We start from the raw sequence: 22608 nt of genomic DNA on the forward strand, positions 1-22608 counted from the left end.
GTGCTACTCCAGCCGGATATTCGCCTCGGGAATGAACTTCCCCCATTTCTCGGTCTGGGAGCGGAAGAAGGCGGCGAACTGCTCCGGCGTGTTGGGGCCGGCCGTCAGATCGCCGTTGCGCAGCGTCTGCTGAATGGCGGGCTCCACGACGATCTCGTTCAGCAGGGCGCTGAGCCGCGCGACGATCTCGGGCGGCGTCCCGACCCGGACGAAGATGCCGTTCCACTCCGCCGTCTCGAAGCCCGGGATCGTCTCCGACAGCGCCGGCAGGTCCGGGAAGGCGTTGATCCGTGGCGTGCCGGCCGTGTGGCAGAGCGCCCGCAGGCTGCCGCTGCGCACATGCGGGACCGCGCTGTTGACGTTGCCGAAATACATGGGGATCGAGCCGGCCAGCAGGTCTGCCAGGGCCGGTCCGCCGCCGCGATAGGGGACGTGCGTGGCGCGGAGCCCGGCACCCCGCACGAAGAGCTCCATCACGAGGTGCTGCATCGAGCCATTGCCGGAGGAGCCGATGGGAAAGTTGCCGTTCGCGGCACGGATGAGCGCGATCGCCTCCGCCACCGAGCGGGCGGGGACGCTGGGATGCAGGAGCATGAGCTGCGGCACGCTCATGGTCTGGAAGACGGGCAGGAACTCTCGCATCGGCGAGAAGGGCAGGTCCCGCATGAGCGCAGGCGTGATCGAGATCGGCGTGGACTCGTTCATGATCGTGTAGCCGTCCGCCGGGGCCTGGATCACGGCCTGCTCGCCGATCACGCCCGTGGCGCCGCCGCGATTCTCCACCACAAAGGGCTGGCCGGTCTTCTGCGAGAGGGCATTGGCGTAGATGCGGCCCGTGAGGTCGGCCGCGCCGCCAGCGGGCCAGGGGACGACCATGCGGACCGGGCGGTTGGGCCACGGGGCCTGGGCGAGCGCGGGCGCCGCCAGGGCGGCGGCGCCGCCGGCGAGAATCGCGCGGCGCGGAACGCGGAGAAGCGGCTTCGGCATGCGGGCACTCCCTCATGGCCGCCCCTTCCCCGGGGTGGCCTTGCGGGCAGCATGTCAGGTGATCGCGCGCCCGGCCAGAGCCACGGCCGGCGCGGCGTCCCTACAAGGTGTCAGGCCTCGCCCAGCAGCGGCTTCCGCGCCGCGCAGAAGGCGTCCACCGCGGCGACGTAGCGCGCGCACTCGGCGTCGCCCACCGGCAGGCTCATCGCCACCATGCCGCGCCGCGCGATGTAGATGCCGGCCGCCATGAGGTCGAGGAAGAAGAGCTCGCGCAGCCCGTCCTCCGTCGCGCTGGAGGCGTAGGGGCGCAGCACCTCCTCCCTGCGGAAGTGCGGCTGGATCATGCTGCCGATGCCGGTGAACTGCATCGGCACCCTGTGCTTCGCGCAGACGGCGTTGAGCGCGTCCCGCAGCGCATCGCCGCGCGCGCGCAGCGCCTCCGAGGTTTCCTCGGTGAAGATCTCGCCCATCGCGACCACGCCGGCCGACATGGAGAGCACGTTGTTGTTGAAGGTGCCGCCATGGGGCAGCGCCTTCGGGTTCGCGGGGTCGTACATCCCCATGATGTCCGCCCGCCCGCCGAAGGCGCCGAAGGACATGCCGCCGGCAATGTACTTCCCGAGGGTCGTGAGGTCCGGCGTGATGCCGTGAATCTTCTGCAGCCCGCCGGCGCTGTGCCGGCTGGTCATCACCTCGTCGAAGGTGAGCACGATGCCGTGCGCGGTGGCCTCCTCGCGCAGCATCTGCAGGAACTCGCGCGAGGCGGGGATGCAGCCGCCGCTGCCCATCATGGGCTCGAGCAGGATGGCCGCCAGCTCGTCCTTGTGCTCGCGGATGAGGGCGCGGGTCGCCTCGATGTCGTTGTAGGGCGCGAGGGTCACGGGGAAGGGCGCGTTCACCGCGCTGCCGCCGCCCACGAAGGTCATCATGCCGCCGTGATAGCCGCCGTTCATGGCGAGCAGCCGCGTCCGGCCGGTGAAGGCGCGGGCGGCGGAGAAGGCGAAGAGGTTCGCCTCCGTGCCGCTGTTGGTGAAGCGCACCAGCTCGATCGAGGGGAAGCGCGCGCAGATGATGCCGGCGAAGACCGATTCGCGCTCGCCGGCGGCGGCGAGGTTCAGCCCGCGGCCGATCGCGCCCTCGATGGCCTTGAGGATGCGCGCCTCGGAATGGCCGAAGATGCCGGCCGTGTACTCGCCGCAGAGGTCAAGATAGTCGTGCCCGTCGATGTCCTTGAGATAGCAGCCCTGGCCGCTCTCCATCGCCGTGGGGAAGGGCGAATAGTACAGCGTCGAGCGCGTGTTGCCGCCCGGCATGACCTGCTTCGCGCGCTCATAGGCGGCGGCGCTCTTGGGGCGGGCGGCGGTGTAGCTTTCGCGCGCCTCGGCGAGGGCCGTGTCGAGGTCGGTGTTGCGCGGGGCGGCGAGGGTGTCGAGCGGCGACATGAAGGCGTTCCTTGTCATTGCCAGAGCCAGGAGATGAGCAGCCCACCCTGCGTCCAGATGCGGTTGGGCCCGCGCTCCATGCCGAGGCCGCCGGCGCCGGCGGTCCGCTCATAGAGCTCGCCGTAATTGCCGATCGCGCGGACCACGTCATAGGCGAAGTTGGCGGAGACGCCGAAGCCGGTGCCGACATTCTCGACGAGGCCGAGGAAGCGGCGGATGGCGGGGTCGGTCGCCGTGCGGCGGATCTCCTCGGCATTGGCGCGGGTGATGCCGAACTCCTCGGCCTGGATGAGCGCGAAGACCGTCCAGCGCGTGAGCGTGGCCCATTCGGCATCGCCGTTGCGCACCAGGATGCCGTGCATCTCCTTCTGGATCAGATCGGGCAGCAGGACGAGCGAATTCGGATCGGGCGCGGCCAGGCGGTTGGCCGAGAGGTTGATCATGTCGTTGCTGATCGCGTCGCAGCGATCGGCCAGGAAGGCTTCCAGCACGGCGGGCTGGGTCTCGAAGGAGATGGTGCGGAAGCGGATGTTGTGGGTCCGCGCGAAGTCCTCGAGGTTGCGCTCGACGATGCTGCCCGTGGTGCCGCAGATGGTGGCGCCGTCGAGGTCGGTGGCCTTCGTCGCGCCGGTGCGGCGGTGCACGAGGATGCCCTGGCCGGTGAAGAAGTGGGCCACCGTCTGCGTCAGGCCCATCGTGCTGTCGCGCGAGATGGAGAGCGCGGTCGTGCGCGTCAGCATGTCCACCTCGCCCGATTGCAGGGCGGTGAAGCGGGTCTGCGCCGTGGTGGGCACGAAGCGGACCTTCTCCGGGTCGCCGAAGACGGCGGCGGCCATGGCGCGGCAGATCTCGGCGTCGAAGCCTTGCCAGCGGCCCGTGCTGTCGGCCAGCGACATATGCGCGATGCCGGTGGAGACGCCGCAGCGCACATGGCCATTGCGGCGGATGCTGTCGAGCGTGGCCCCGGCGAAGGCGGGCGCGGCGGCCAGCAACAGCGCGGCAGCCGCGGCGAGCGGGCGGAGTAGGGCGTGACGCAAGGGCGCGCCTCCTTTTTCCAGGCGATGGTTTCCAGGCGGCAGTGACAGGACGTGGGATCACGATGCGGAGGGAAGCGTAAGCACAGCATGAATGCACCGCAACGGCGAACCGAGCCGGATTCGGGCGCCTTTCCCCGGGCGAGAGGCTCGCGATCCGGCGGATCGCCGCGGCCGAGGAACAGCGAGTGCAGGCCGGTTGCCGCCCCCAGGCGGATTCGGTGTGCGTAAAACGATCAGCTGGAACCCCGGGTGGTGGAGCCAGGCGGAATCGAACCGCCGACCTCTTGAATGCCATTCAAGCGCTCTACCAACTGAGCTATGGCCCCCCGGGGAGGCGGCCGTATAGCCGCGCTCCACGGACCCCGCAATCCCCCACCTCCGGACTTTCGCCCGGACTTTCGCGAAGGCTGCGGCGCGGGTAGCTTCCCGGCACCGAGCGAGGGGACGATATATGCCGAAGAAGGTCTATCCGGATGCCACGGCCGCGCTGGCCGGGCTGCTGAAGGACGGGATGGTGATTCATGCCGGCGGCTTCGGCCTGTGCGGCATCCCCGCCGTCCTCATCGAGGCGGTCAAGGAATCCGGCGTGAAGGACCTCACGGTCGTCTCCAACAATGCCGGCATCGACGATGTGGGCCTCGGCAAGCTGCTGCGGACCCGCCAGATCCGGAAGATGATCGCCAGCTATGTGGGCGAGAACGCGGAATTCGCCCGCCAGTTCCTGGCCGGCGAGCTCGAGATCGAGTTCAACCCGCAGGGCACGCTGGCCGAGCGCATCCGCGCCGGCGGGGCGGGCATTCCGGCCTTCTACACCAAGACCGGCGTCGGCACGGCCGTGGCCGAAGGCAAGCCCACCGAGGTCTTCGACGGCGAGACCTATGTGATGGAGCGCGGCATCGTGGCCGACGTGGCGCTGGTCCATGCCTGGAAGGGCGACACCGAGGGCAACCTCGTCTACCGGCGCACGGCGCGGAACTTCAATCCGATGATGGCGACGGCCGCGAAGGTGACCGTCGCGCAGGTCGAGCACCTGGTGCCGGCCGGCGAGATCGACCCCGACCACATCATCACCCCGGGCGTCTTCGTGAAGCGCATCGTCGCGCTGCCCGCGGATTACGAGAAGCTGATCGAGAACCGCACGGTGCGGCCGAAGGCTGCATGATGCCCTGCCCTCAAACGCCGGGCGGCCGCTCCGCGGCCTTGGCTTCGCGCCCTGACAGGGATCGCCCGGCGCGGCGGTCGGTCGCGGCGCGCCGCCCGCTGTGCGGCCGGATCTTCCAAACTTCTCCGCAAGGAACCTGACCCATGCCCTGGAACCGCGACCAGATGGCCGCCCGCGCCGCCCGCGAGCTGGAGGACGGCTTCTACGTCAATCTCGGCATCGGCATCCCGACGCTGGTGGCCAACCACATCCCCGAAGGCATCTCCGTCCAGCTGCAGAGCGAGAACGGCATGCTCGGCATCGGCCCCTTCCCGGTGGAGGGCACCGAGGACCCGGACGTCATCAATGCCGGAAAGCAGACCGTCTCCATGCTGCCGACGACCAGCATCTTCAGCAGCGCCGACAGCTTCGCCATGATCCGCGGCGGGCATATCGACCTGTCGATCCTCGGTGCGCTCCAGGTCGCCCAGAACGGCGACCTCGCGAACTGGATGATTCCGGGCAAGATGGTGAAGGGCATGGGCGGCGCCATGGACCTCGTGGCCGGCGTGAAGCGCGTGGTGGTGCTGATGGAGCACACGGCCAAGGGCGACGTCCCCAAGCTGCTCAAGCGGTGCGAGCTGCCGCTGACCGGCTCGCGCGTCGTGGACATGGTGATCACGGAACTCGCCGTCTTCCGCATCGACCGCCGGGGCGACGAGGGCATGCGCCTGGTCGAGCTGGCGCCGGAGGTCACGCTGGACGAGCTGAGGTCCAAGACCGCGGCGGAATTCCACGTCGCGCTGTAGCGCGCGACGGGAGGCGGCCGGAGGGGTTGCAGTGACTGAAATGCCACGGAAACCCATCTAGCATGTTCGCTCCCTCCGGCCTTCGACGGCTGGGCCAGCTCTGGTCCGAGGTGAAGGCCGCGCTCTTCGCCACGGACCTCGATGCCTCCCAGAAGGAGCTCCGGGCCCAGGCCCGCTCGGCCGCGCCGGTCATCTGGCTGATCGGCAAGACCGGCGCGGGCAAGACGGCCATCGTCTCGGCCCTGACCGGCGACCCGCGCGCCGAGATCGGCGAGGGCTACCAGCCCTGCACGCGCAAGGCCGCCTTCTATGACGTGCCGGAGGAGGCGCCCTTCCTGCGCTTCCTCGACACGCGCGGGCTGGAGGAGGCGGGCTACGACCCCGCCGAGGACATCGCCTGGTGCGAGGCGCAGGCGCATCTCCTCCTGGTCGTCATGCAGGTGGACGACCCGGCGCAGGAGCCGGTGATGAAGGTGCTGCGCCAGGCCCGCCGCCGCCATCCCGACTGGCCCCTGGTGGTCGCCCAGACCGGCCTGCACCGCCGCTATCCGCCCGGCACCGGCCATCCCGCGAGCTTCGACGAGGCGCAGCTGCCCGAGTCGCTGGCCGATGCGCTGGCCTATCAGCGCGGCCTCTTCCGGGGCCTGCCCGGGGAGACCCCCCCGGTCTTCGTCCCGGTCGACTTCACCCAGGCCGGCGACGGCTTCGAGCCCCAGGCCTACCGGCTCGCGGCGCTGGACGCCGCCCTGGAAGCCGCGCTGCCTGATGCGCTCGACGCCCTGCACGCCGCCCGGGCCGACGAGGGCAACGACCGCCGCCAGCGCGCCGCGCGGCGCACGGTCTACGCCTATGTCGCCCTGGCCGCCGCCGCGGGAGCTGTGCCCATTCCGCTGGCCGGCATGGCGGGCCTCGCCGCCATGCAGGGCGCCATGCTGAACCGCCTCGCCCGGCGCTACGAGGTGGAATGGACGCCGAGCCTCTTCGGCGCCTTCGCCGGCAGCCTGGGCGTGGGCACGATCGGCTGGTTCGGCGCGCGCTATCTCGTGGCCGAGGCGGTGAAGCTCGTCCCGGTCCTGGGCACGGCGGCCGGCATGGCGCTCAACGCCGGCACCGCCGCCGCCTTCACCGCCGGGACCGGCGAGGCGGCGCTGGTCTTCCTGCGCGGAGCCCGGGCCGGGCAATCCGCGCCGCCCGAGGAGGTCCGGCAGGCCTATCGCGAGGCCTTCCGCGCCTGGCGCGCCAAAAGGGCATGAGGGGGCGGACATGATCTGGGCCCGGCGCCACTGGCTGGAGCTGATCCTGGCCGTGCTGCTGGCCCTGCCCTGGCTTTCGCTCTTCGGGCTGGGCCTGCTCTGGCTCTGGGAGAATCATCGCGTCCTGGAATGGGCGGTGGCGGCCGCCGCGCTGGGCCTGGTCGGCTGGCCGATCCGCGTGCTGCTGCGCCGCCGGGCCCGCGCCAGGGCCGCCGCGCTGGCGGCCGGCGAGGACCGTCCCGAATCGGGCTGGAACGCGGAGGAGGCCGAGGCCTGGGCCAAGGTCGTCCGCTTCGCCGAGGAGGCCAGTCCGCTCGACTTCGACGCGCTGGAGCGCGCCGAGGAGCTGTCCCGCCAGACGATCGATCTGGTCGCGACCCATTTCCATCCGGGCCTCGCGGATCCGATGGCCCGCGTCACCCTGCCCGAGGCCCTGCTGGTGACGGAGCAGGTGGCGCACCGGCTGCGGCAATGGGTGATCCAGCTGCCGGGCTCGTCGCGCATCCGCATCAGCGACGCGCTCTGGCTGCAACGGCTGGTGGACCGCTACGGCGCCGCGGCGCAAATGGCCTACGACGTGGGCGAGACCATCTACCGTGTGGCCCGCGCCGCGACGAACCCGATCCAGGCGGTGGCGCAGGAGGGACAGCGCCTGGCCTTCGGCGCCACGGGCGGCTTCCTCGGCAACAACCTGCGCCGGGCGGCCACAGCCAGGCTGATCCACGAGACCGGCCGCGCCGCCATCGACCTCTATTCCGGCCGGCTGCGGCTCTCCTCGATCGAGCTGGCCGAGCTCGCCCGCGCCGATGCCGAGGCGGCCGAGCCCGAAGCGCCGCCGCGACTGCTCCTGGTGGGCCAGGCCAAGGCGGGGAAGTCTTCGCTGCTCAACGCGCTGGCCGGCGCCGCCCGGGCCCATGTCGGCCCGCTGCCCAGCGAAGGGCCCGTGCGCGAGCATCTGGTGACGGTGGACGGGCGGCCGGCGCTGAACATCGCCGACATGCCGCCGCTCACCGATGCCGGGCGCTTCCTGCGCGAGGCGGAGCGGGCGGACATGATCCTCTGGGTCGCCTCCGCGACCCAGCCCGGGCGTGGCTCGGACGTGGCGGCGCTGGAGGCCCTTCGCGGCTGGGCCGGCGGGCAGCGCAGCCGCCGGCCGCCGCCGATCCTGGCCGCCATGACCCATGCCGACCTGCTGCGCCCCGCCTCCGAATGGGCGCCGCCCTACGACGTCGACGCCCCCGCAGGCGCCAAGGCGCGCAGCATCCGGGCCGCGCGCGATGCCGTGGCGGCGACGCTCCTGCTGCCGCAGGAGGCCGTCATCCCCGTGGCGCTGCCTGAAGGCGCGCCGGCCTGGAACGTCGATCTCCTCTGGGAGCGCCTCGTCGCCGAGCTGGATTCCGCGCGCCGCGCCCGCAACGAACGGCTGCTCGACGAGGGCGCGGTGCCCTCCGCTCTGGTCGAGGCAAACCGGGCCTTGCGCGGCGGCTGGAGACTTCTGAAATCGGCGGTGAAACAGTAGGCTCCGCTTGGTTGCCGTGGCGTCATGCGTGTGATAGAGCCGCCTCGCTTTGCCAGGGAAAGCCCTGGCTGAAACCTTTGAACCGGGACAGCAAGGTGGCCGTCGAGACCATTTCCCCGAACGCGCCCCAGGCTGGCGGCGTCGACGAGCGCTACGCGCTGGCCCTGCTCGGCCTGGCTGACGACGCACGTCAGTCCGATCCCGGCGCGCTCGACCGTATCGCCGCCGATCTCGAGAAGCTTCAGGGCCTCTATTCGGCCGATGCCGGGTTCCGCGCCTTCCTGGCCGATCCGCGCCGGGGCGCGGCCGATCAGCAGAAGGCGATGGCGGCGATCCTCCAGTCGCAGGGCATCGGCGTGGAGGTCGGCAAGCTGGTCGGCGTCCTCGTGAACAACCGCCGGCTGAGCCGCCTGCCCGCCGTCGCGACGGCCTTCGGCGCCAAGCTCGCCGAGCGCCGCGGCCAGCAGGTCGCGCATGTGACCACCGCCTTCCCGCTCACCGATGTCCAGCGCACGCAGATCGTCGCGCGGCTGACGGAGAGCGGCATCTCCGGCGTCAAGCTGGCCGAGACGCTGGACCCCGCCATCCTCGGCGGGCTCATCGTGCGGATCGGCTCGCGCCTCTTCGACAACAGCCTCAAGTCCAAACTGCAGCGCATGCAATTCGCCATGAAGGGAGCCGCCTGAGATGGAAATCCGTCCGGCCGAGATTTCTGAGATCCTCAAGCAGCAGATCGCGGGCTTCGACGCCGAAGCCAATGTGGCCGAGGTCGGCACCGTGCTGACGGTCGGCGACGGCATCGCCCGCGTCTACGGCCTGCAGAACGTGATGGCCGGCGAGCTGGTGGACTTCCCCGCCTCCGGCGTGAAGGGCATGGCCCTCAACCTCGAGACCGACAATGTCGGCGTCGTGATCTTCGGCTCCGACCTGAACGTCCGCGAGGGCGACACGGTGAGCCGCACGGGCGCCATCGTGGACGTGCCGGTCGGCAAGGGCCTGCTCGGCCGCGTGGTCGACGGCCTCGGCAACCCGATCGACGGCAAGGGCCCGCTCACCGACGTGACGCGCCAGCGCGCCGAGGTGAAGGCGCCCGGCATCATCCCGCGCAAGTCCGTGCACGAGCCGATGCAGACGGGCATCAAGGCCATCGACGCCCTGATCCCGATCGGCCGCGGCCAGCGCGAGCTCATCATCGGCGACCGCCAGACCGGCAAGACGGCCGTGATCGTGGACACCATCCTCAACCAGAAGACGGTCAACGCCGGCGGCGACGAGAGCAAGAAGCTCTACTGCATCTACGTCGCGGTCGGCCAGAAGCGCTCCACCGTCGCCCAGCTGGTGAAGACGCTGGAGGAGAACGGCGCGCTCGAATACTCGATCGTCGTCGCCGCCACGGCCTCCGACCCGGCGCCCATGCAGTTCCTCGCGCCCTACACCGGCGCGGCGATGGGCGAGTTCTTCCGCGACAACGCGATGCACGCGGTCATCTTCTACGACGACCTCTCCAAGCAGGCCGTCGCCTACCGCCAGATGTCGCTGCTGCTGCGCCGCCCGCCGGGCCGCGAGGCGTATCCGGGCGACGTGTTCTATCTTCACTCGCGCCTGCTCGAGCGCGCGGCGAAGATGAACGACGATTTCGGTGCGGGCTCGCTGACGGCGCTGCCGGTCATCGAGACGCAGGCCGGCGACGTGTCGGCCTATATCCCGACGAACGTGATCTCGATCACCGATGGCCAGATCTTCCTGGAGACGGAGCTCTTCTTCAAGGGCATCCGCCCCGCCGTGAACGTCGGCCTCTCGGTCTCGCGCGTCGGCTCCGCCGCGCAGATCAAGGCGATGAAGCAGGTGGCCGGCAAGATCAAGCTGGAGCTGGCGCAGTATCGCGAGATGGCGGCCTTCGCGCAGTTCTCCTCGGATCTGGACGCCTCCACCCAGGCGCTGCTCAACCGCGGCGCCCGCCTGACGGAGCTGCTGAAGCAGCCGCAGTTCAAGCCCGTCGCGGTCGAGGACCAGGTGATCGCCATCTTCGCCGGCACGCGCGGCTATCTCGACAAGCTGCCCCTGAACAAGGTCGGCACCTTCGAGTCGCGCCTGCTGAGCGAGCTGAAGGCGAGCGCGCCGGACATCGTCGCGGCCATCCGGAACGATCGCGAGATCAAGAAGGAGACCGAGACCAAGCTCGTCGCCTTCCTCGACGGCTTCGCCAAGTCCTTCGCCTGAACACCACGCTAGACCCGGCGGAGACGCATTGAGATGGCGACCCTGAAGAGCCTGCGCCTGCGGATCAACAGCGTGAAGTCCACGCGGAAGATCACGCAGGCCATGAAGATGGTGGCCGCCGCCAAGCTCCGCCGTGCGCAGTCCCAGGCGGAGGCCGCGCGCCCCTATGCCGAGCGGATGGAGCGCATGCTCGCCTCGCTCGGCGCTTCGGTCGTCGGCAGCCCCGACGCGCCGAAGATGCTGGTCGGCACCGGCTCCGAGCAGGTTCATCTGCTCGTGGTCGTCGCCGCGGATCGCGGCCTGGCGGGTGCCTTCAACACCAATGTGGGCCGCTTCGCCCGGAACCGCGTCCGCGCCCTCGAGGCCGAGGGCAAGACCGTCAAGCTGCTGACGGTCGGCCGCAAGGCGTCGAGCTACCTGAAGCGGGAACTGGCGAGCCGCGTGATCGGCGAGGCCAGCCTCGCCGGCAAGAAGGTCGTGAGCTTCGAGGATGCCGCCGAGATCGCCCGGCAGGTCACCGAGATGCTGGAGGGGGGTGGTTTCGACGTCTGTTCCCTCGTCTACAACCGCTTCAAGAACGTGATCAGCCAGACGCCGGTCGAGCAGCAGCTCATCCCGGCGCCGATGCCCGAGCTGGTCCAGGCGTCGCCGGCCGACGGGGCTCCGGCCCTTTATGAGTTCGAGCCGACGGAAGAGGAAATCCTCGCGAAGCTGCTGCCGCAGAACCTGGCCATCCAGGTCTATCGCGCGCTGCTGGAATCGGCCGCCGGCTTCTACGGTAGCCAGATGACCGCCATGGACAACGCCACGCGCAACGCGGGCGAGATGATCAACAAGCTGACGCTGAACTACAACCGTACGCGCCAGGCCAATATCACCCGCGAGCTGATCGAGATCATCTCGGGTGCAGAAGCCCTTTAAGCGCCGCATGACGAAGGAATCCGGGCGATGAAGAACAATGTCGGTCAGGTGACGCAGGTGCTCGGCGCCGTGGTGGACGTGCAGTTCCCCGCCGAGCTCCCCGCGATCATGAATGCGCTGGAGCTGCACATCGGCGAGCAGCGCCTCGTCCTCGAGGTCGCCCAGCATCTCGGCGAGCGCACGGTGCGTTGCATCGCCATGGACACGACGGACGGCCTCGTCCGCGGCACGGAAGTGACCGACACGGGCAAGGGCATCTCGGTCCCCGTGGGCCCCGGCACGCTGGGCCGCATCCTGAACGTCATCGGTGAGCCGATCGACGAGCGCGGCCCGGTTCCGGCCACCATGTATTACCCGATTCACCGCGAGGCGCCCGCCTTCGACGAGCAGGCGACGAGCGCGGAGATCCTGGTCACCGGCATCAAGGTCATCGACCTGCTGGCCCCCTACCTGAAGGGCGGCAAGATCGGCCTCTTCGGCGGCGCCGGCGTGGGCAAGACCGTGACCATCCAGGAGCTGATCAACAACATCGCCAAGGGCCATGGCGGCGTGTCCGTCTTCGCCGGCGTCGGCGAGCGCACGCGCGAGGGCAACGACCTCTACCACGAGATGGTGGATGCCGGCGTCATCAAGCTCGGCGAGGGCACGACCGAGGGTTCCAAGGTGGCGCTGGTCTATGGCCAGATGAACGAGCCGCCGGGCGCCCGCGCCCGCGTCGCCCTCTCGGGCCTCTCGATGGCGGAGTACTTCCGCGACGAGCAGGGCCAGGACGTGCTCTTCTTCATCGACAACATCTTCCGCTTCACGCAGGCGGGCGCCGAGGTGTCGGCGCTGCTGGGCCGCATCCCCTCGGCCGTGGGCTATCAGCCCACGCTGTCGACGGACATGGGCGCCCTCCAGGAGCGCATCACCTCCACGAAGAAGGGCTCGATCACCTCGGTGCAGGCCATCTACGTGCCCGCGGACGACCTCACCGACCCGGCCCCCGCGACCTCCTTCGCTCACCTTGATGCCACGACCGTGCTGAACCGCTCGATCGCCGAGCTGGGCATCTTCCCGGCCGTGGATCCGCTCGACTCCACCTCGCGCGCGATGGACCCCCGCGTCGTCGGCAACGAGCATTACGAGACGGCCCGCGAGGTCCAGAAGATCCTGCAGACCTACAAGTCGCTGCAGGACATCATCGCCATCCTGGGCATGGACGAGCTCTCGGAAGAGGACAAGCTGATCGTGGCGCGCGCGCGCAAGATCCAGCGCTTCCTGAGCCAGCCCTTCCACGTGGCCGAGGTCTTCACCGGCACGCCGGGCGTCTTCGTGAAGCTCGAGGACACGATCCGCAGCTTCGCCGCCATCTGCAACGGCGAGTACGACCACCTGCCGGAGGCCGCCTTCTACATGGTCGGCACCATTGAAGAGGCCGCCAAGAAGGCGGAAACCTTGAAGCAGGCCGCGTAAGCGGCCTGGATATTTGCGCCCTCAGGCGCCGGGCGCTCGCTCCGCTCGCTTGGCTTCGCCGCGCCACTGGCGCGCCGGGCCGGAAGGTGGAGTGGGCGGCGCCGGCCGCATTCGCGGCCGGATGGATGTGAAGTCGGCGATTGGCGGGAATGTCCTGCTGGTCGCAGGGTGACGGGGAATTCGCATGGCCACCTTCCAGCTCGAACTGGTCTCGCCGGAAAAGCTGCTCCTCTCCCGTCAGGTGGAGATGGTCGTCATCCCCGCCGCCGAGGGCGAGATGGGCGTGCTGCCCGGCCATGCGCCGATGATCGTGGCCCTGCGCGGCGGCGTCATCCGCGTGATCGAGGGCGGCAGGGATGTCGAGCGCCTCTTCGTCGCCGGCGGCTTCGCCGAGGTCACCCCGGAGCGCGTCACCGTCCTGGCCGACGAGGCCACGCCGGTCGCCGAGCTGTCCAAGGCCGAGGCGGAGCGCCGCATCGCCGAGGCGGACGCGGCCTACAACGCCGCCACGACGGAGACGCCCGAGCGTCGCGACGCGGCCATGGCGAAGCTGCTCGCCATGCGGGCCATGCTCGATTCCGCCGAAGCCGCTTGAAATTCCAATCTTCTTCCCGCATCTCTGCCAGGCGGGGCAAGGGGTCGTGACCGCCGGGGGCCGAATCGGCCCGCGGCCTGAATCCCGCTCCCCCGAGTTGGTGGCATGAAGCACTGGACGCTAGAGCAGGTGGCCTGGGACCGCTTCGACCCCTCCAAGGTTGATCCCGAGGTCGTGCCCCTCGTCAAGGCCGCCGCCATGGTCGAGCGCAACGGCGACGACTATGCCCTCTACCTCAAGAGCGTCTTCCGGGACGATCCCGACTTCGCCCGCGCGGCCGACAACTGGGCCGTCGAGGAGGTCCAGCACGGCGATGCGCTGGGCCGCTGGGCGAGTCTGGCCGATCCCGAATTCGACTACATGGCGTCCTTCGAGAAGTACCGGGCGGGCTACACCATCGACGTGAAGGCGGATGCGTCGCTGCGCGGCTCCCTCACGGGCGAGCTCATCGCCCGCTGCATGGTCGAGACCGGCACCTCCAGCTACTACACCGCGCTCGGCGAGGCCTCGGACGAGCCGGTCCTGAAGGAGATCTGCCGCCTCATCGCCGCCGACGAGTACCGGCACTTCAAGCTCTTCTACGACCATATGAAGCGCTACCTGGCGCGCGAGAAGCTTTCCGTCGCCAAGCGCCTGCGCGTCGCCCTCGGGCGGATCGGCGAGAGCGAGGACGACGAGCTCGCCTTCGCCTTCCATTGCAGCAATGACGGCCCGGGTGTCGCCTACGAGCACAACCGCTGTTCCGCCGGCTATATGGGCCGTGCGATGAACTACTACCGCTTCCGCCACATCGAGCGGAGCACGAGCATGATCTTCAAGTCGGTGGGCCTCAATCCGCATGGCCGGATCGCCTATCTTTCCGCCCGACTCGGCTGGCGGCTGCTCTGCTGGAAGCGGGACAAGTTCTTCAGAATGCTGTCCAGCCAGGGCAACCCGATCCGGCAAGCCGCCTGAGCATGCGGCGTCGCGCGGTCCTCGGCCTCGCCGGCACGCTTCCCCTCGGATGCACGGCCGTGGCCCAAGGCCCCGCCGCCGGCCCTGGCCTTCGCGATCTGGCCCTGGCGCGCAGCCTCACCTTCGGCACCGCCGTCCGCAGCGAGAAGCTGGAGTCCGATCCCCTGCTCTCCACGCTGGTCGCGCGCGAGGCCGAGCTGCTGGTGCCGGAATGGGAGGGGAAGTGGGACGTCCTCCAGCCCGAGCGCGGCCGCTTCGAATTCGGGCCGCTGCGCGCCGTGCTGCGCTTCGCCCAGGCCAACCGCCAGCGGGTGCGCGGCCATGCGCTGCTCTGGCACGAGGCCATGCCGGCCTGGCTCGCGCCCGCCTTGCAGGAGGGCCAGGCCCAGGCGCAGCAAATCCTGGAAACCCACATCGTCACGGTGCTGGGCGAGACACGCGCGTCGATCCGCGACTGGGACGTGGTGAACGAGGTGATCTCGGCGCCGCCCGGCGGCGACAACCCCAGCCCCACGACCGGCGACCTGCGGCCCTCGCCCTGGCTGAGCGCGCTCGGCCCCGGCTATGTCGAGCGCGCGCTGCGCATCGCCCGCCAGGCCGATCCGACGCTGCGGCTGACCTTCAACGAGTTCGGCGTCTATTCCGACACGCCCTGGGCGCAGATGAAGCGTGAGCGGCTGCTGCGCGTGGTGCGCGGGCTGCTGGACCGCAACTGCCCGCTCGACGCCGTCGGCATCCAGGGCCACCTGCAGATGCGCGAGCCCTTCCGGGCCGAACCCTTCGTGGAGTTTTTGACGGCGCTGCGGGGCATGGGCCTCGCCGTGCTGATCACCGAGATGGATGTCCGCGAGCCGGACGTGCTGGCGCCCACCCTGGAGGCACGGGACGCGGCCGTGGCCGAGTATGCGGGCGCCTTCCTCCAGGCGTCGCGTGACGGGGGTGCGCGGACCTTCCTCGTCTGGGGCATGACAGACCGCGATTCCTGGCTGCTCTCCGATCCCGGCGTGGCACGGCGCGACGGCCAGGCAACCCGTGGGCATCCCTATGATTCCGAGTTGCGCCCCAAGGCGTTGCGGGCGAGGCTGGCGCAGATCTTCTCCTCCTGAGGCGCCCGCGATGACCCTGCCCCTGCTGATCCGCAACGCCGCCTGGGGCGTGCTCTGGGACGAGGCGGCGGCGTGCCACGTCTATGGCCGCGACCTCGACGTCCTGCTGCGCGACGGGCGCGTCGCCGCCATTGGGCCGCACGATCCCGAAGCGGCGCCGCCGGCGGGCGCCGAGGTGGTGGACGGGCGGCGGCTGCTCGTCATGCCCGGGCTCGTGAACATCCACACCCACCCGACGACCGAGCCCGCCTATCGCGGCGTGCGCGAGGATCACGGCGTCCCCGAGCAGGACATGACCGGGCTCTTCGAGCGCTCGCAGGGCTTTCGCCTCGACCCGCAGGGCCAGGCCGCGGCCATGCGGCTCGCCTATGCCGAGCTCATGTCGGCCGGCGTGACGAGCGTGGTGGACCTCTCGCCGCCCTTTCCGGAATGGCTCGGCATCATGGCCGAGAGCGGCCTGCGCTGCTGGGCCGGCCCGGGCTATGCCGCCGCGCGCTGGGGCATGTCCGCGCCGCAGACCGTCACCTGGATGTGGAACCGGGAGAACGCCCGCACCCAGTTCGACGCCGCCCGCAGGCTCATGGCCGAGGCGGAGGCGGACAATTCCGGCCGCCTCTCCGGCATCGTCTTCCCCGCGCAGATCGACACGGTGGAGGAGGAGATGCTGCGCGAGAGCATCGCCCTCGCCGAGGAGACCGGCCGCCCCTTCACCACGCATATCGCCCAGGCCGTGGTGGAGGTGCGCGAGATGATCCGCCGCCACGGCATCACGCCCATCCAATGGGCCGCCGAGATCGGGCTGCTGACGCCCCGCAGCATCCTGGGCCACGCGATCTTCGTGGACGAGCACGCCTCGATCGGCTGGCATACGGCGATCGACGTGCCGCTGATGGCTGAGCGCGGCGCCACCGTCGCGCATTGCCCCTCGCCCTTCGCGCGCTACGGCGAGCATCTGAAGAACTTTGGCCGCTACCGCGCCCGGGGAATCAACATCGGCCTCGGCACGGATTGCGCGCCGCACAACCTCATCGAGGAGATGCGGCTGGCGATCATCCTCGCCCGCAACGCCGCGCGCGACCTGGCGGCCGGCAGCACGGCCAGCGTCTATCACGCGGCGACGGTGGGCGGCGCCAAGGCGTTGGGGCGGAGCGACCTCGGGCGGCTCGCCGTGGGCGCCACGGCCGACCTGGCGCTGGTGGACCTCGCGCATCCCCTGATGTCGCCGCCGCGCGACCCGTTGCGCTCGCTGGTCTTCCACGCGGCGGACCGCGCGGTGAAGCGCGTGCTGGTCGGGGGCGAGACCATCTGGGCGGATGGCCGCCCGACAAGGCTCGACACCGCCGAGGCCGCCGGGATCCTCGCCGAATCCCAGGCGCGGATGCTGCGCGATTCCGTGGGGCGGGACTATCGCGGGCGGGACGGGGACGCGATCTCGCCGCTCAGCCTCGCGCTGGGCTGAGCCGGCCGCGCCCGGCCCTTTCCGGGCCGCGGTTTCCCGCTATCCTGGGCCCAACGCTGGAAAAGCACAGGAGTCCAGGAATGACCAAGTTCACACGCCGCGCCGCGCTCGCGCTGCCGCTCGCGGCCCCCGCCATCACCTCTGCCCGGGCGGCCGACTGGCGCCCGACCCAGCAGGTCCGCATCATCTGCCCGGCGGCGGCCGGCGGGACGGCCGACATGATGGCGCGGCTGCTGGGCCAGCACCTCACCTCCGCCTGGGGCCAGACGGCAGTGGTCGAGAATCGCGGTGGCGCGGGCGGTATCATCGGCACGCAGGAATTCCTGCGCGCGCCGGCCGATGGCCACACCATCCTCTCGGGCAACATCGGGCCGCAGGGCATCGGCTATTCGCTCTATCGCAACTATCCCTTCCGGCCGGACATGGTGATCCCCGTGGCCGGCAGCGTGCGAGGGCCCAATGTGCTGGTGGTCAATCCCTCGATCCCGGCCAACAACGTGGCCGAGCTGGTGGCGCATCTGAAGGCCAATCCGGGCAAGCTGTCCTACGGCTCGCCCGGCATCGGGCAGAGCGGGCACCTCACCTCGGTCTGGTTCAGCCAGCTCACCGGCACCCAGGGCATCCATGTGCCCTTCCGCGGCGCGGGCCCGGCCGCGATCGAGCTGGTGGCGGGTAATATCCAGTACATGTTCGACAACCTCTCGAGCGGCATCGAGCAGATCCGCGGCGGGCGGGTGCGGGCGCTGGCCGTCACCTCCGCCGAGCGCAACCCGCAGCTGCCGGACGTGCCGGCCCTGCGCGAGACCATGCCGCAGCTGGGCGAGTTCGAGGTGAACACCTGGTTCGGCAAGTTCTACAAGGCGGGGACGCCGCCGGCCGCGGTGCAGGCGCTGAACGAGCAGATGCGCATCCTGGCCGAGTCCGATGGCTTCAAGGCGCGCGTCGCGCAGATCGGCAGCGTCTCGCTCTGGGGCACGCCCGACCAGTTCGCGACCTTCGTGAACAACGAGATCGCGAAGTGGCGCGGCGTGATCCAGCGCGAGGGCCTGCAGATGGATGTGTCCTGAGCGGCGAAAAGCCGCCATCCTCCCGGGAACCATAAGAACCGGGAGGACGAGACTTCATGCCGAACCTGTCCCGCAGGGCCGCCCTGGCCCTGCCGCTCTCCGCCACACCGCTCCTGACCGCCGGGGCGCAGGAGTGGAAGCCGACCCAGCAGGTCCGCCTGCTGGTGGCGGCCGCGCCCGGCGGCACCACCGACATCATGGCGCGCCTCCTCTCGCCGCGGCTCCAGGCGCGCTGGGGCGTCTCGGTGGTGGCGGAAAACCGCGCCGGCGCCGGCGGCACCATCTGCACGCTGGAGATGGTGCGCTCGCGGCCCGACGGCACCACGATCATGTCGGGCAATATCGGCCCGCAGGCCATCGCCTATTCGCTGGTCCGCAACCTGCAATACCGGCCCGAGCAGGTGCTGCCCATCGCCGGCACGATCACCGGCCCCAACGTGCTGGTCGTGAACAACGGCGTTCCCGCGCGCAACGTGGCGGAGCTCGCGGCGCTGATCCGCGCGCAGCCGGGCCGGATCAGCTACGCTTCGACGGGGGTGGGACAATCCACCCACCTCTCGCCCGTGCTCATGCTGCAGATGCTGAACGCTGAGGCCATCCACGTGCCCTTCCGCGGCTCGGGTCCGGCCCAGGTGGACCTGCTGGCCGGCAACGTGAACTTCCTCATCGACAACCTGACCGGCGTCATCGAGCACATCCGGGCCGGCCGCGTGCGCGCGCTCGCGGTCACCAGCCAGGGGCGCAGCACGCAGCTGCCTGAGGTGCCGGCCATGCGGGAGACCCTGCCGGAGCTGGCGAATTATGAAGTGAACACCTGGTTCGGCATCTTCGGCCCGGCCGGGATGACGAATGCCATGGTTCAGGCGATCAATGCCGAGGTGAATGCCTGGCTCGACCTGCCCGACACCCAGCGCCGCTTCGCGGAGCTGGGCGGCGTGCCGCTGAAGCTCAGCCCCGAGGCCTTTGCCGATTTCGTCGCGGCGGAGGCCCGGAAATGGGCCGACGTGGTGCAGCGCGAGGGGCTCCAGGTCGAGGCCGGGTGAGCCCGGCCGCCGCCGCTGGCCCGCCGGCGCAGCTCAGCGGGCCGCCAGCATCCTCGCGCGATAGTCCTTCACCCGCTGCACCAGGCCCGGCCGTGCCAGGGACCGTGCCAGCGCCGCGAGGTCGCCGTCGTCATCCGCGCGTCGCGTGCGTCCATGCAGCATCGCGACCGTCGCCGGCTCCAGCCGTTCCGCATCGCGCGCCGCGGCGGCGACCGCCTCGTCCGGGGAGCCGATCGCCGTCGCGAGGCCCAGCGCCAGGGCTGCCGGCGCATCCACCGGCTCCCCACTGAGCAGCAGCGCCCGCGTCTTCGAATCCCCGACCAGCGCGGCGAGCCGCGCCGTGCCGAGCACGAGGCCGAAGGCCGGGCCCGGGAAGCTGAACCGCGCCTCCTCCAGCGCCACGCGATGGTCGCAGGCGGCGAAGAGGTCCGCGCCCGCTCCGAAGATGCGGCCATTGCCGATGGCCATCGTCGTGACCGGCGCGCCATGCACCTTCTGCAGCAGCAGCTCGATCCGCAGGATGCGCAGCGCGAGGTCGCCGTCGCTGATGGCGTCCAGGTCGCCGAGGTCGAGCCCCGTGCAGAAGTGCTTCCCGGAGCCGCGCAGCACGATCAGCCGCACGCCGGCCTCCATCGCCGCGTCGAAGGCGAGCGACAAGGCGTCCACGATCCCGGCGCCCAGGGCGTTGCCGCGCTCCGGCCGGTCCAGCCACAAGGTCGCGACGGCGCCGTCGCGCTCGGCCTTTATGGACATGGCTATTCCGCCACCCAGCCAGGCTTGAGCTCGATCTCCGTCCGCGCGCAGATGTCGATGTTGCGCGCCTCCTCGGCATTGCCGTTGTCGAAGACGATGCGCAGGTCGGCCCGGCAGCCTCCATCCGTGCCGATCTCGCGGCGCTGGCCGTTCGGCAGCGGCGCGGCCAGCAGATTGGCGCCCCAGTCGCTGTCGGCGATGTCGGAGAGATAGGCCTCCCGCACGGGCCGCGCGTGGTTCTGCACCAGCGTCACGCGCCGCGCCGTCGAGAAGGTGACGGGCTGTCCGCCGCAGAGGTCCACGTCGGTCTGCTCGAGCGCGCGGTTGTCGGCGAAGACGGCGCGCAGCCTGACGCGGCACTCCTGGCTCCGCGTGCGCAGCAGGATGCTCTGGCCGGGGGCGAGCACGGCGGAGCCGAGGCGGTCGGGGCCCCAGGCGCCCGTGCCCGCCGCCGCATAGAGCTCGCGCATCACGCGGCGGCTGCGGTTCGCGACGGTGATCTCGCGCAGCGGCACCGCAGGGTCGCCGAAGGCGATGCTGGGCGTGGTGCAGAGGTTCACCGGCTGGCGGACGGCCTCGCGGCTTCCTCGGAAGACGGCGCGCGCCTCGAACTCGCAGCCGGTCTCGCCGCGCAGGCGGATGCGGAAGCTGTCATTGGCGGGCACGGTGGCGGAGCCGAGCCGGTCCGGCCCGGCGGCGTCGGGCCGGGCGAGGTAGAGCTGCATCAGCTCGGCATCGGTGTTGTTGGTGATGTCGACGGGGCGGGTGTTGCTGTCGTCCAGCACCAGCTCGCGCGTCTGGCAGACATCGACCGGCCGCGCCTCGGCGCTGCCGTCCTCGAAGACGGCGCGGAGCCGCATCTGGCAGCCCACCCGGCCGAGGTTGAGCCGGTAGGTCCGGCCAGCGGCCACCATGTCGGCGCCCAGCCGGTCGGGGCCCTGGCTGCGCGCGCTTGCAGCGCCCTCCCAGAGATAGACCTCGCGCAGCGCGCTCTGCGAGTTGTTGCGCAGGAGGATCTCCCGGTTCGCCTGGCCGGGTCGCCCCGGGCCCGGGGTGGGCGCGGAAGGGCCGGACTTGCCGGAGGGCGCGGGCGGCGCGGGGGCCGGGCCGGCCTTCTGGGCGAGAGCCGGCCCGGCCAGGAGGGTCAGGGCGAGAAGCAGACGCAGCATGGGCATCCTCAGGACGGTCTCTAGGGAAGCGGCAGCAGCACGATCCGCGCGCCGGGCCGGCGGTCCACCCCCGCGCTGGCCGTGGCGAAGCCGCGGGTGCGCGCCTCGGCGCGGATGCGGTCGCGCTCCACGCCCATCTTCGAGAGCTCCAGCCCCACGGCCCGGGCGCGGCGGGCGGCGAGGCGTGCGGCCGTCTGCGCGCCACCCTCGCCGGCGGAGGCGTAGCCGAGCACGCAGAAGTTCCGCTCCTGCGTGGCACGGGCCAGCTCGGCGAGCGGCTGCAGCACGCCGGCGGCCTCGCGTCCTACGCGGTCGGCATTGCGCGCGAAGGTGACGGTGGCGACGTCCTCGGACAGCCGCTCGACGCCCACGCAGGAGAATTCCCGCACCTGCGCCTCGGCGGGCAGCGCCGCCAGGACCAGCGGGAGGGCCAAGGCCAGGCGCCTCACGTGGCCACCAGCAGGGCGGCGTCGCGAAGCTTGGCCAGCAGGGCCGGAGCGTCCGCCTGCGGATGGGCCGTCAGCAGCTCGGCCTCCGTCACGTCCGGCCGGGCCAGCACCCATTGCGCGGCCTCGGCCTCGCCGGGGGTGAGCGCGATGGCGCCCGTCGCGGTCTTCAGCACCCAGTCGGCCCCCCGCCGGACAGGCTTCGCGCCCCCGGCCACGACCCGGAAGGCGCTGGTCTCGCCCGGATCCCCGGCCCCCCCGGCCGCGGGGGGCGCCATGCCCCGCCAGGCCAGCAGGTCGTTGCCGCCCCGCTGGAAGCGGTAGTCGGCCACGAAGCGCTCGAGCACTTCCATCACCTTGGGATCCTTGCACAATTCTGCCAGGCGCGCGCCGAGCTGGCCCGCGCGCTGCGTCAACGCGAAGCGGGCGGCCGCGGTTCCATCCTGCCGCGGCAGAGGCTGGCGGAAGGCGGCATCGTAGAGCACGCGCTCGCCCAGGATGGTCATGAGGTCGATCCCGACGGGCGCATGCGCGCCATAGGCCACATGGACGCTCGCCGGCGCCTCGGCCAGGGCATCGTGGTACCAGCCGCGCGGCAGGTAGAGCAGGTCGCCCGCCTTGAGCAGGATCTTGGCGCGGAGCTTGCCCTTGGCCTGCTCGTGATGCTCCTGGGCCTGCGAGCGGAAGACGGGGTGGCTGATCGGCCACTCGGCCCGGCCCTCCCAGATGTTCCAGCTCTTCTCGCCCTCGACCTGGACGGCCCAGACGTCGTGCGTGTCGTAATGGGCGTGGAAGGCCTTGTGGCTCTGCCAGGAGATGTAGACGTTCGCCTGCGCCTTCCCGAGCCCGGCGTCCTCGATGGCCGAGGAGACGGAGGCGAGGCCCGGCGTCAGGCTGTCCACGTCGTTCAGGACCAGGCTGGCGCCCTTGGCGATCCATTCGCGGACCCGGTCGGTCACCGGCTGCATGAGCTGGGCATTGGTGTCGCGCCCCGGGGCGCGGGCGCAGTACTGCTCCGCCGGGACGGGCTTGCCGTCCAGCACGACCATCATGGACTGGCTGGTCCAGGCATGGGTCATGTCCATCAGGCGGTTGATCTGCCGCCAGGACAGCACGGAGGCGAACTTCGCCGCATCGCCCTTCAGGTGAAGGGGCTGCTTGTCGTGGTACTCGGCGAAGAACTGCTCCACGCTCATGGGAGCCAGGAGCTGGGCGAGCGTCATCGTCATCGA

21 protein-coding genes and 1 tRNA gene are annotated in these 22608 nt (G+C 70.7%); 14 read left to right on the forward strand and 8 right to left on the reverse strand.

Annotated elements, in window-relative coordinates; all coding sequences use genetic code 11:
- Positions 1-3: 3 nt before the first annotated feature.
- The 4 genes from EJV46_RS21640 to EJV46_RS21655 form a co-directional block, all read right to left on the reverse strand.
- Positions 4-987, reverse strand: coding sequence for a tripartite tricarboxylate transporter substrate binding protein (locus EJV46_RS21640; protein ID WP_131550813.1), 984 nt, complete (start codon positions 985-987; stop codon positions 4-6).
- Between the two features lie 110 nt (positions 988-1097).
- Complete coding sequence (locus EJV46_RS21645) at positions 1098-2429, reverse strand: aspartate aminotransferase family protein (protein WP_131550814.1); 1332 nt, start codon at positions 2427-2429, stop codon at positions 1098-1100.
- A 14-nt stretch (positions 2430-2443) separates the two neighbouring features.
- Complete coding sequence (locus EJV46_RS21650) at positions 2444-3466, reverse strand: amino acid ABC transporter substrate-binding protein (protein WP_131550815.1); 1023 nt, start codon at positions 3464-3466, stop codon at positions 2444-2446.
- Between the two features lie 250 nt (positions 3467-3716).
- Positions 3717-3792, reverse strand: a tRNA-Ala gene (locus EJV46_RS21655).
- 125 nt (positions 3793-3917) lie between these two features.
- On the opposite strand from EJV46_RS21655, the gene EJV46_RS21660 reads away from it, so the two are divergent.
- From EJV46_RS21660 to EJV46_RS21725, 14 genes are all read left to right on the forward strand, one after another.
- Entirely contained in the window at positions 3918-4628 is a 711-nt protein-coding gene (locus EJV46_RS21660; protein WP_131550816.1) for a CoA transferase subunit A, read from the forward strand.
- Between the two features lie 143 nt (positions 4629-4771).
- Positions 4772-5416: a CoA transferase subunit B gene (locus EJV46_RS21665; RefSeq protein WP_131550817.1), complete on the forward strand. Its 645-nt coding sequence runs from the start codon at positions 4772-4774 to the stop codon at positions 5414-5416.
- A 62-nt stretch (positions 5417-5478) separates the two neighbouring features.
- Positions 5479-6669 (forward strand): DUF697 domain-containing protein, encoded by a 1191-nt coding sequence (locus EJV46_RS21670; protein ID WP_131550818.1) that lies wholly within the window; start codon positions 5479-5481, stop codon positions 6667-6669.
- Positions 6670-6679: 10 nt separating this feature from the next.
- Positions 6680-8188, forward strand: a complete 1509-nt coding sequence (locus EJV46_RS21675; protein WP_131550819.1) for a GTPase family protein — start codon at positions 6680-6682, stop codon at positions 8186-8188.
- Positions 8189-8283: 95 nt separating this feature from the next.
- Positions 8284-8874, forward strand: a complete 591-nt coding sequence (gene atpH, locus EJV46_RS21680) for an ATP synthase F1 subunit delta (protein ID WP_165585673.1) — start codon at positions 8284-8286, stop codon at positions 8872-8874.
- 1 nt (position 8875) lies between these two features.
- A complete protein-coding gene (atpA, locus tag EJV46_RS21685; RefSeq protein WP_131550821.1) occupies positions 8876-10408 on the forward strand; it encodes a F0F1 ATP synthase subunit alpha in 1533 nt (510 codons plus the stop codon).
- Between the two features lie 33 nt (positions 10409-10441).
- Positions 10442-11329 carry a F0F1 ATP synthase subunit gamma gene (locus EJV46_RS21690; protein ID WP_131550822.1) on the forward strand — a complete coding sequence of 296 codons (888 nt, stop codon included), beginning with the start codon at positions 10442-10444 and terminating at the stop codon, positions 11327-11329.
- A gap of 27 nt (positions 11330-11356) precedes the next feature.
- A complete protein-coding gene (atpD, locus tag EJV46_RS21695) occupies positions 11357-12784 on the forward strand; it encodes a F0F1 ATP synthase subunit beta (protein WP_131550823.1) in 1428 nt (475 codons plus the stop codon).
- Between the two features lie 184 nt (positions 12785-12968).
- Positions 12969-13379, forward strand: a complete 411-nt coding sequence (locus EJV46_RS21700) for a F0F1 ATP synthase subunit epsilon (protein ID WP_131550824.1) — start codon at positions 12969-12971, stop codon at positions 13377-13379.
- Between the two features lie 105 nt (positions 13380-13484).
- Positions 13485-14333 (forward strand): acyl-ACP desaturase, encoded by an 849-nt coding sequence (locus tag EJV46_RS21705; RefSeq protein ID WP_131550825.1) that lies wholly within the window; start codon positions 13485-13487, stop codon positions 14331-14333.
- 59 nt (positions 14334-14392) lie between these two features.
- Positions 14393-15439: an endo-1,4-beta-xylanase gene (locus EJV46_RS21710; RefSeq protein WP_165585674.1), complete on the forward strand. Its 1047-nt coding sequence runs from the start codon at positions 14393-14395 to the stop codon at positions 15437-15439.
- Between the two features lie 10 nt (positions 15440-15449).
- Entirely contained in the window at positions 15450-16898 is a 1449-nt protein-coding gene (locus EJV46_RS21715; protein ID WP_131550827.1) for an amidohydrolase family protein, read from the forward strand.
- A gap of 80 nt (positions 16899-16978) precedes the next feature.
- Entirely contained in the window at positions 16979-17965 is a 987-nt protein-coding gene (locus EJV46_RS21720) for a tripartite tricarboxylate transporter substrate binding protein (RefSeq protein WP_131550828.1), read from the forward strand.
- Positions 17966-18021: 56 nt separating this feature from the next.
- Positions 18022-19008, forward strand: coding sequence for a tripartite tricarboxylate transporter substrate binding protein (locus EJV46_RS21725; protein ID WP_131550829.1), 987 nt, complete (start codon positions 18022-18024; stop codon positions 19006-19008).
- Between the two features lie 33 nt (positions 19009-19041).
- Here the strand turns inward: EJV46_RS21725 and EJV46_RS21730 are convergent, their stop codons facing one another.
- Genes EJV46_RS21730 through EJV46_RS21745 form a run of 4 tightly spaced genes read right to left on the reverse strand, consistent with a single transcriptional unit; the run spans position 19042 to position 22605 of the window.
- Positions 19042-19761, reverse strand: coding sequence for an enoyl-CoA hydratase/isomerase family protein (locus EJV46_RS21730; protein WP_131550830.1), 720 nt, complete (start codon positions 19759-19761; stop codon positions 19042-19044).
- A 2-nt stretch (positions 19762-19763) separates the two neighbouring features.
- A complete protein-coding gene (locus EJV46_RS21735) occupies positions 19764-20930 on the reverse strand; it encodes a hypothetical protein (protein WP_131550831.1) in 1167 nt (388 codons plus the stop codon).
- Positions 20931-20950: 20 nt separating this feature from the next.
- On the reverse strand, positions 20951-21364 hold the full coding sequence (locus EJV46_RS21740) for an OmpA family protein (protein WP_165585675.1): 414 nt from the start codon (positions 21362-21364) through the stop codon (positions 20951-20953).
- A gap of 11 nt (positions 21365-21375) precedes the next feature.
- Positions 21376-22605, reverse strand: a complete 1230-nt coding sequence (locus tag EJV46_RS21745; RefSeq protein WP_131550833.1) for a cupin domain-containing protein — start codon at positions 22603-22605, stop codon at positions 21376-21378.
- Between the last annotated feature and the right edge of the window lie 3 nt (positions 22606-22608).

It is taken from the genome of Roseococcus sp. SYP-B2431, assembly GCF_004336745.1.
Lineage (GTDB): Bacteria > Pseudomonadota > Alphaproteobacteria > Acetobacterales > Acetobacteraceae > Roseococcus.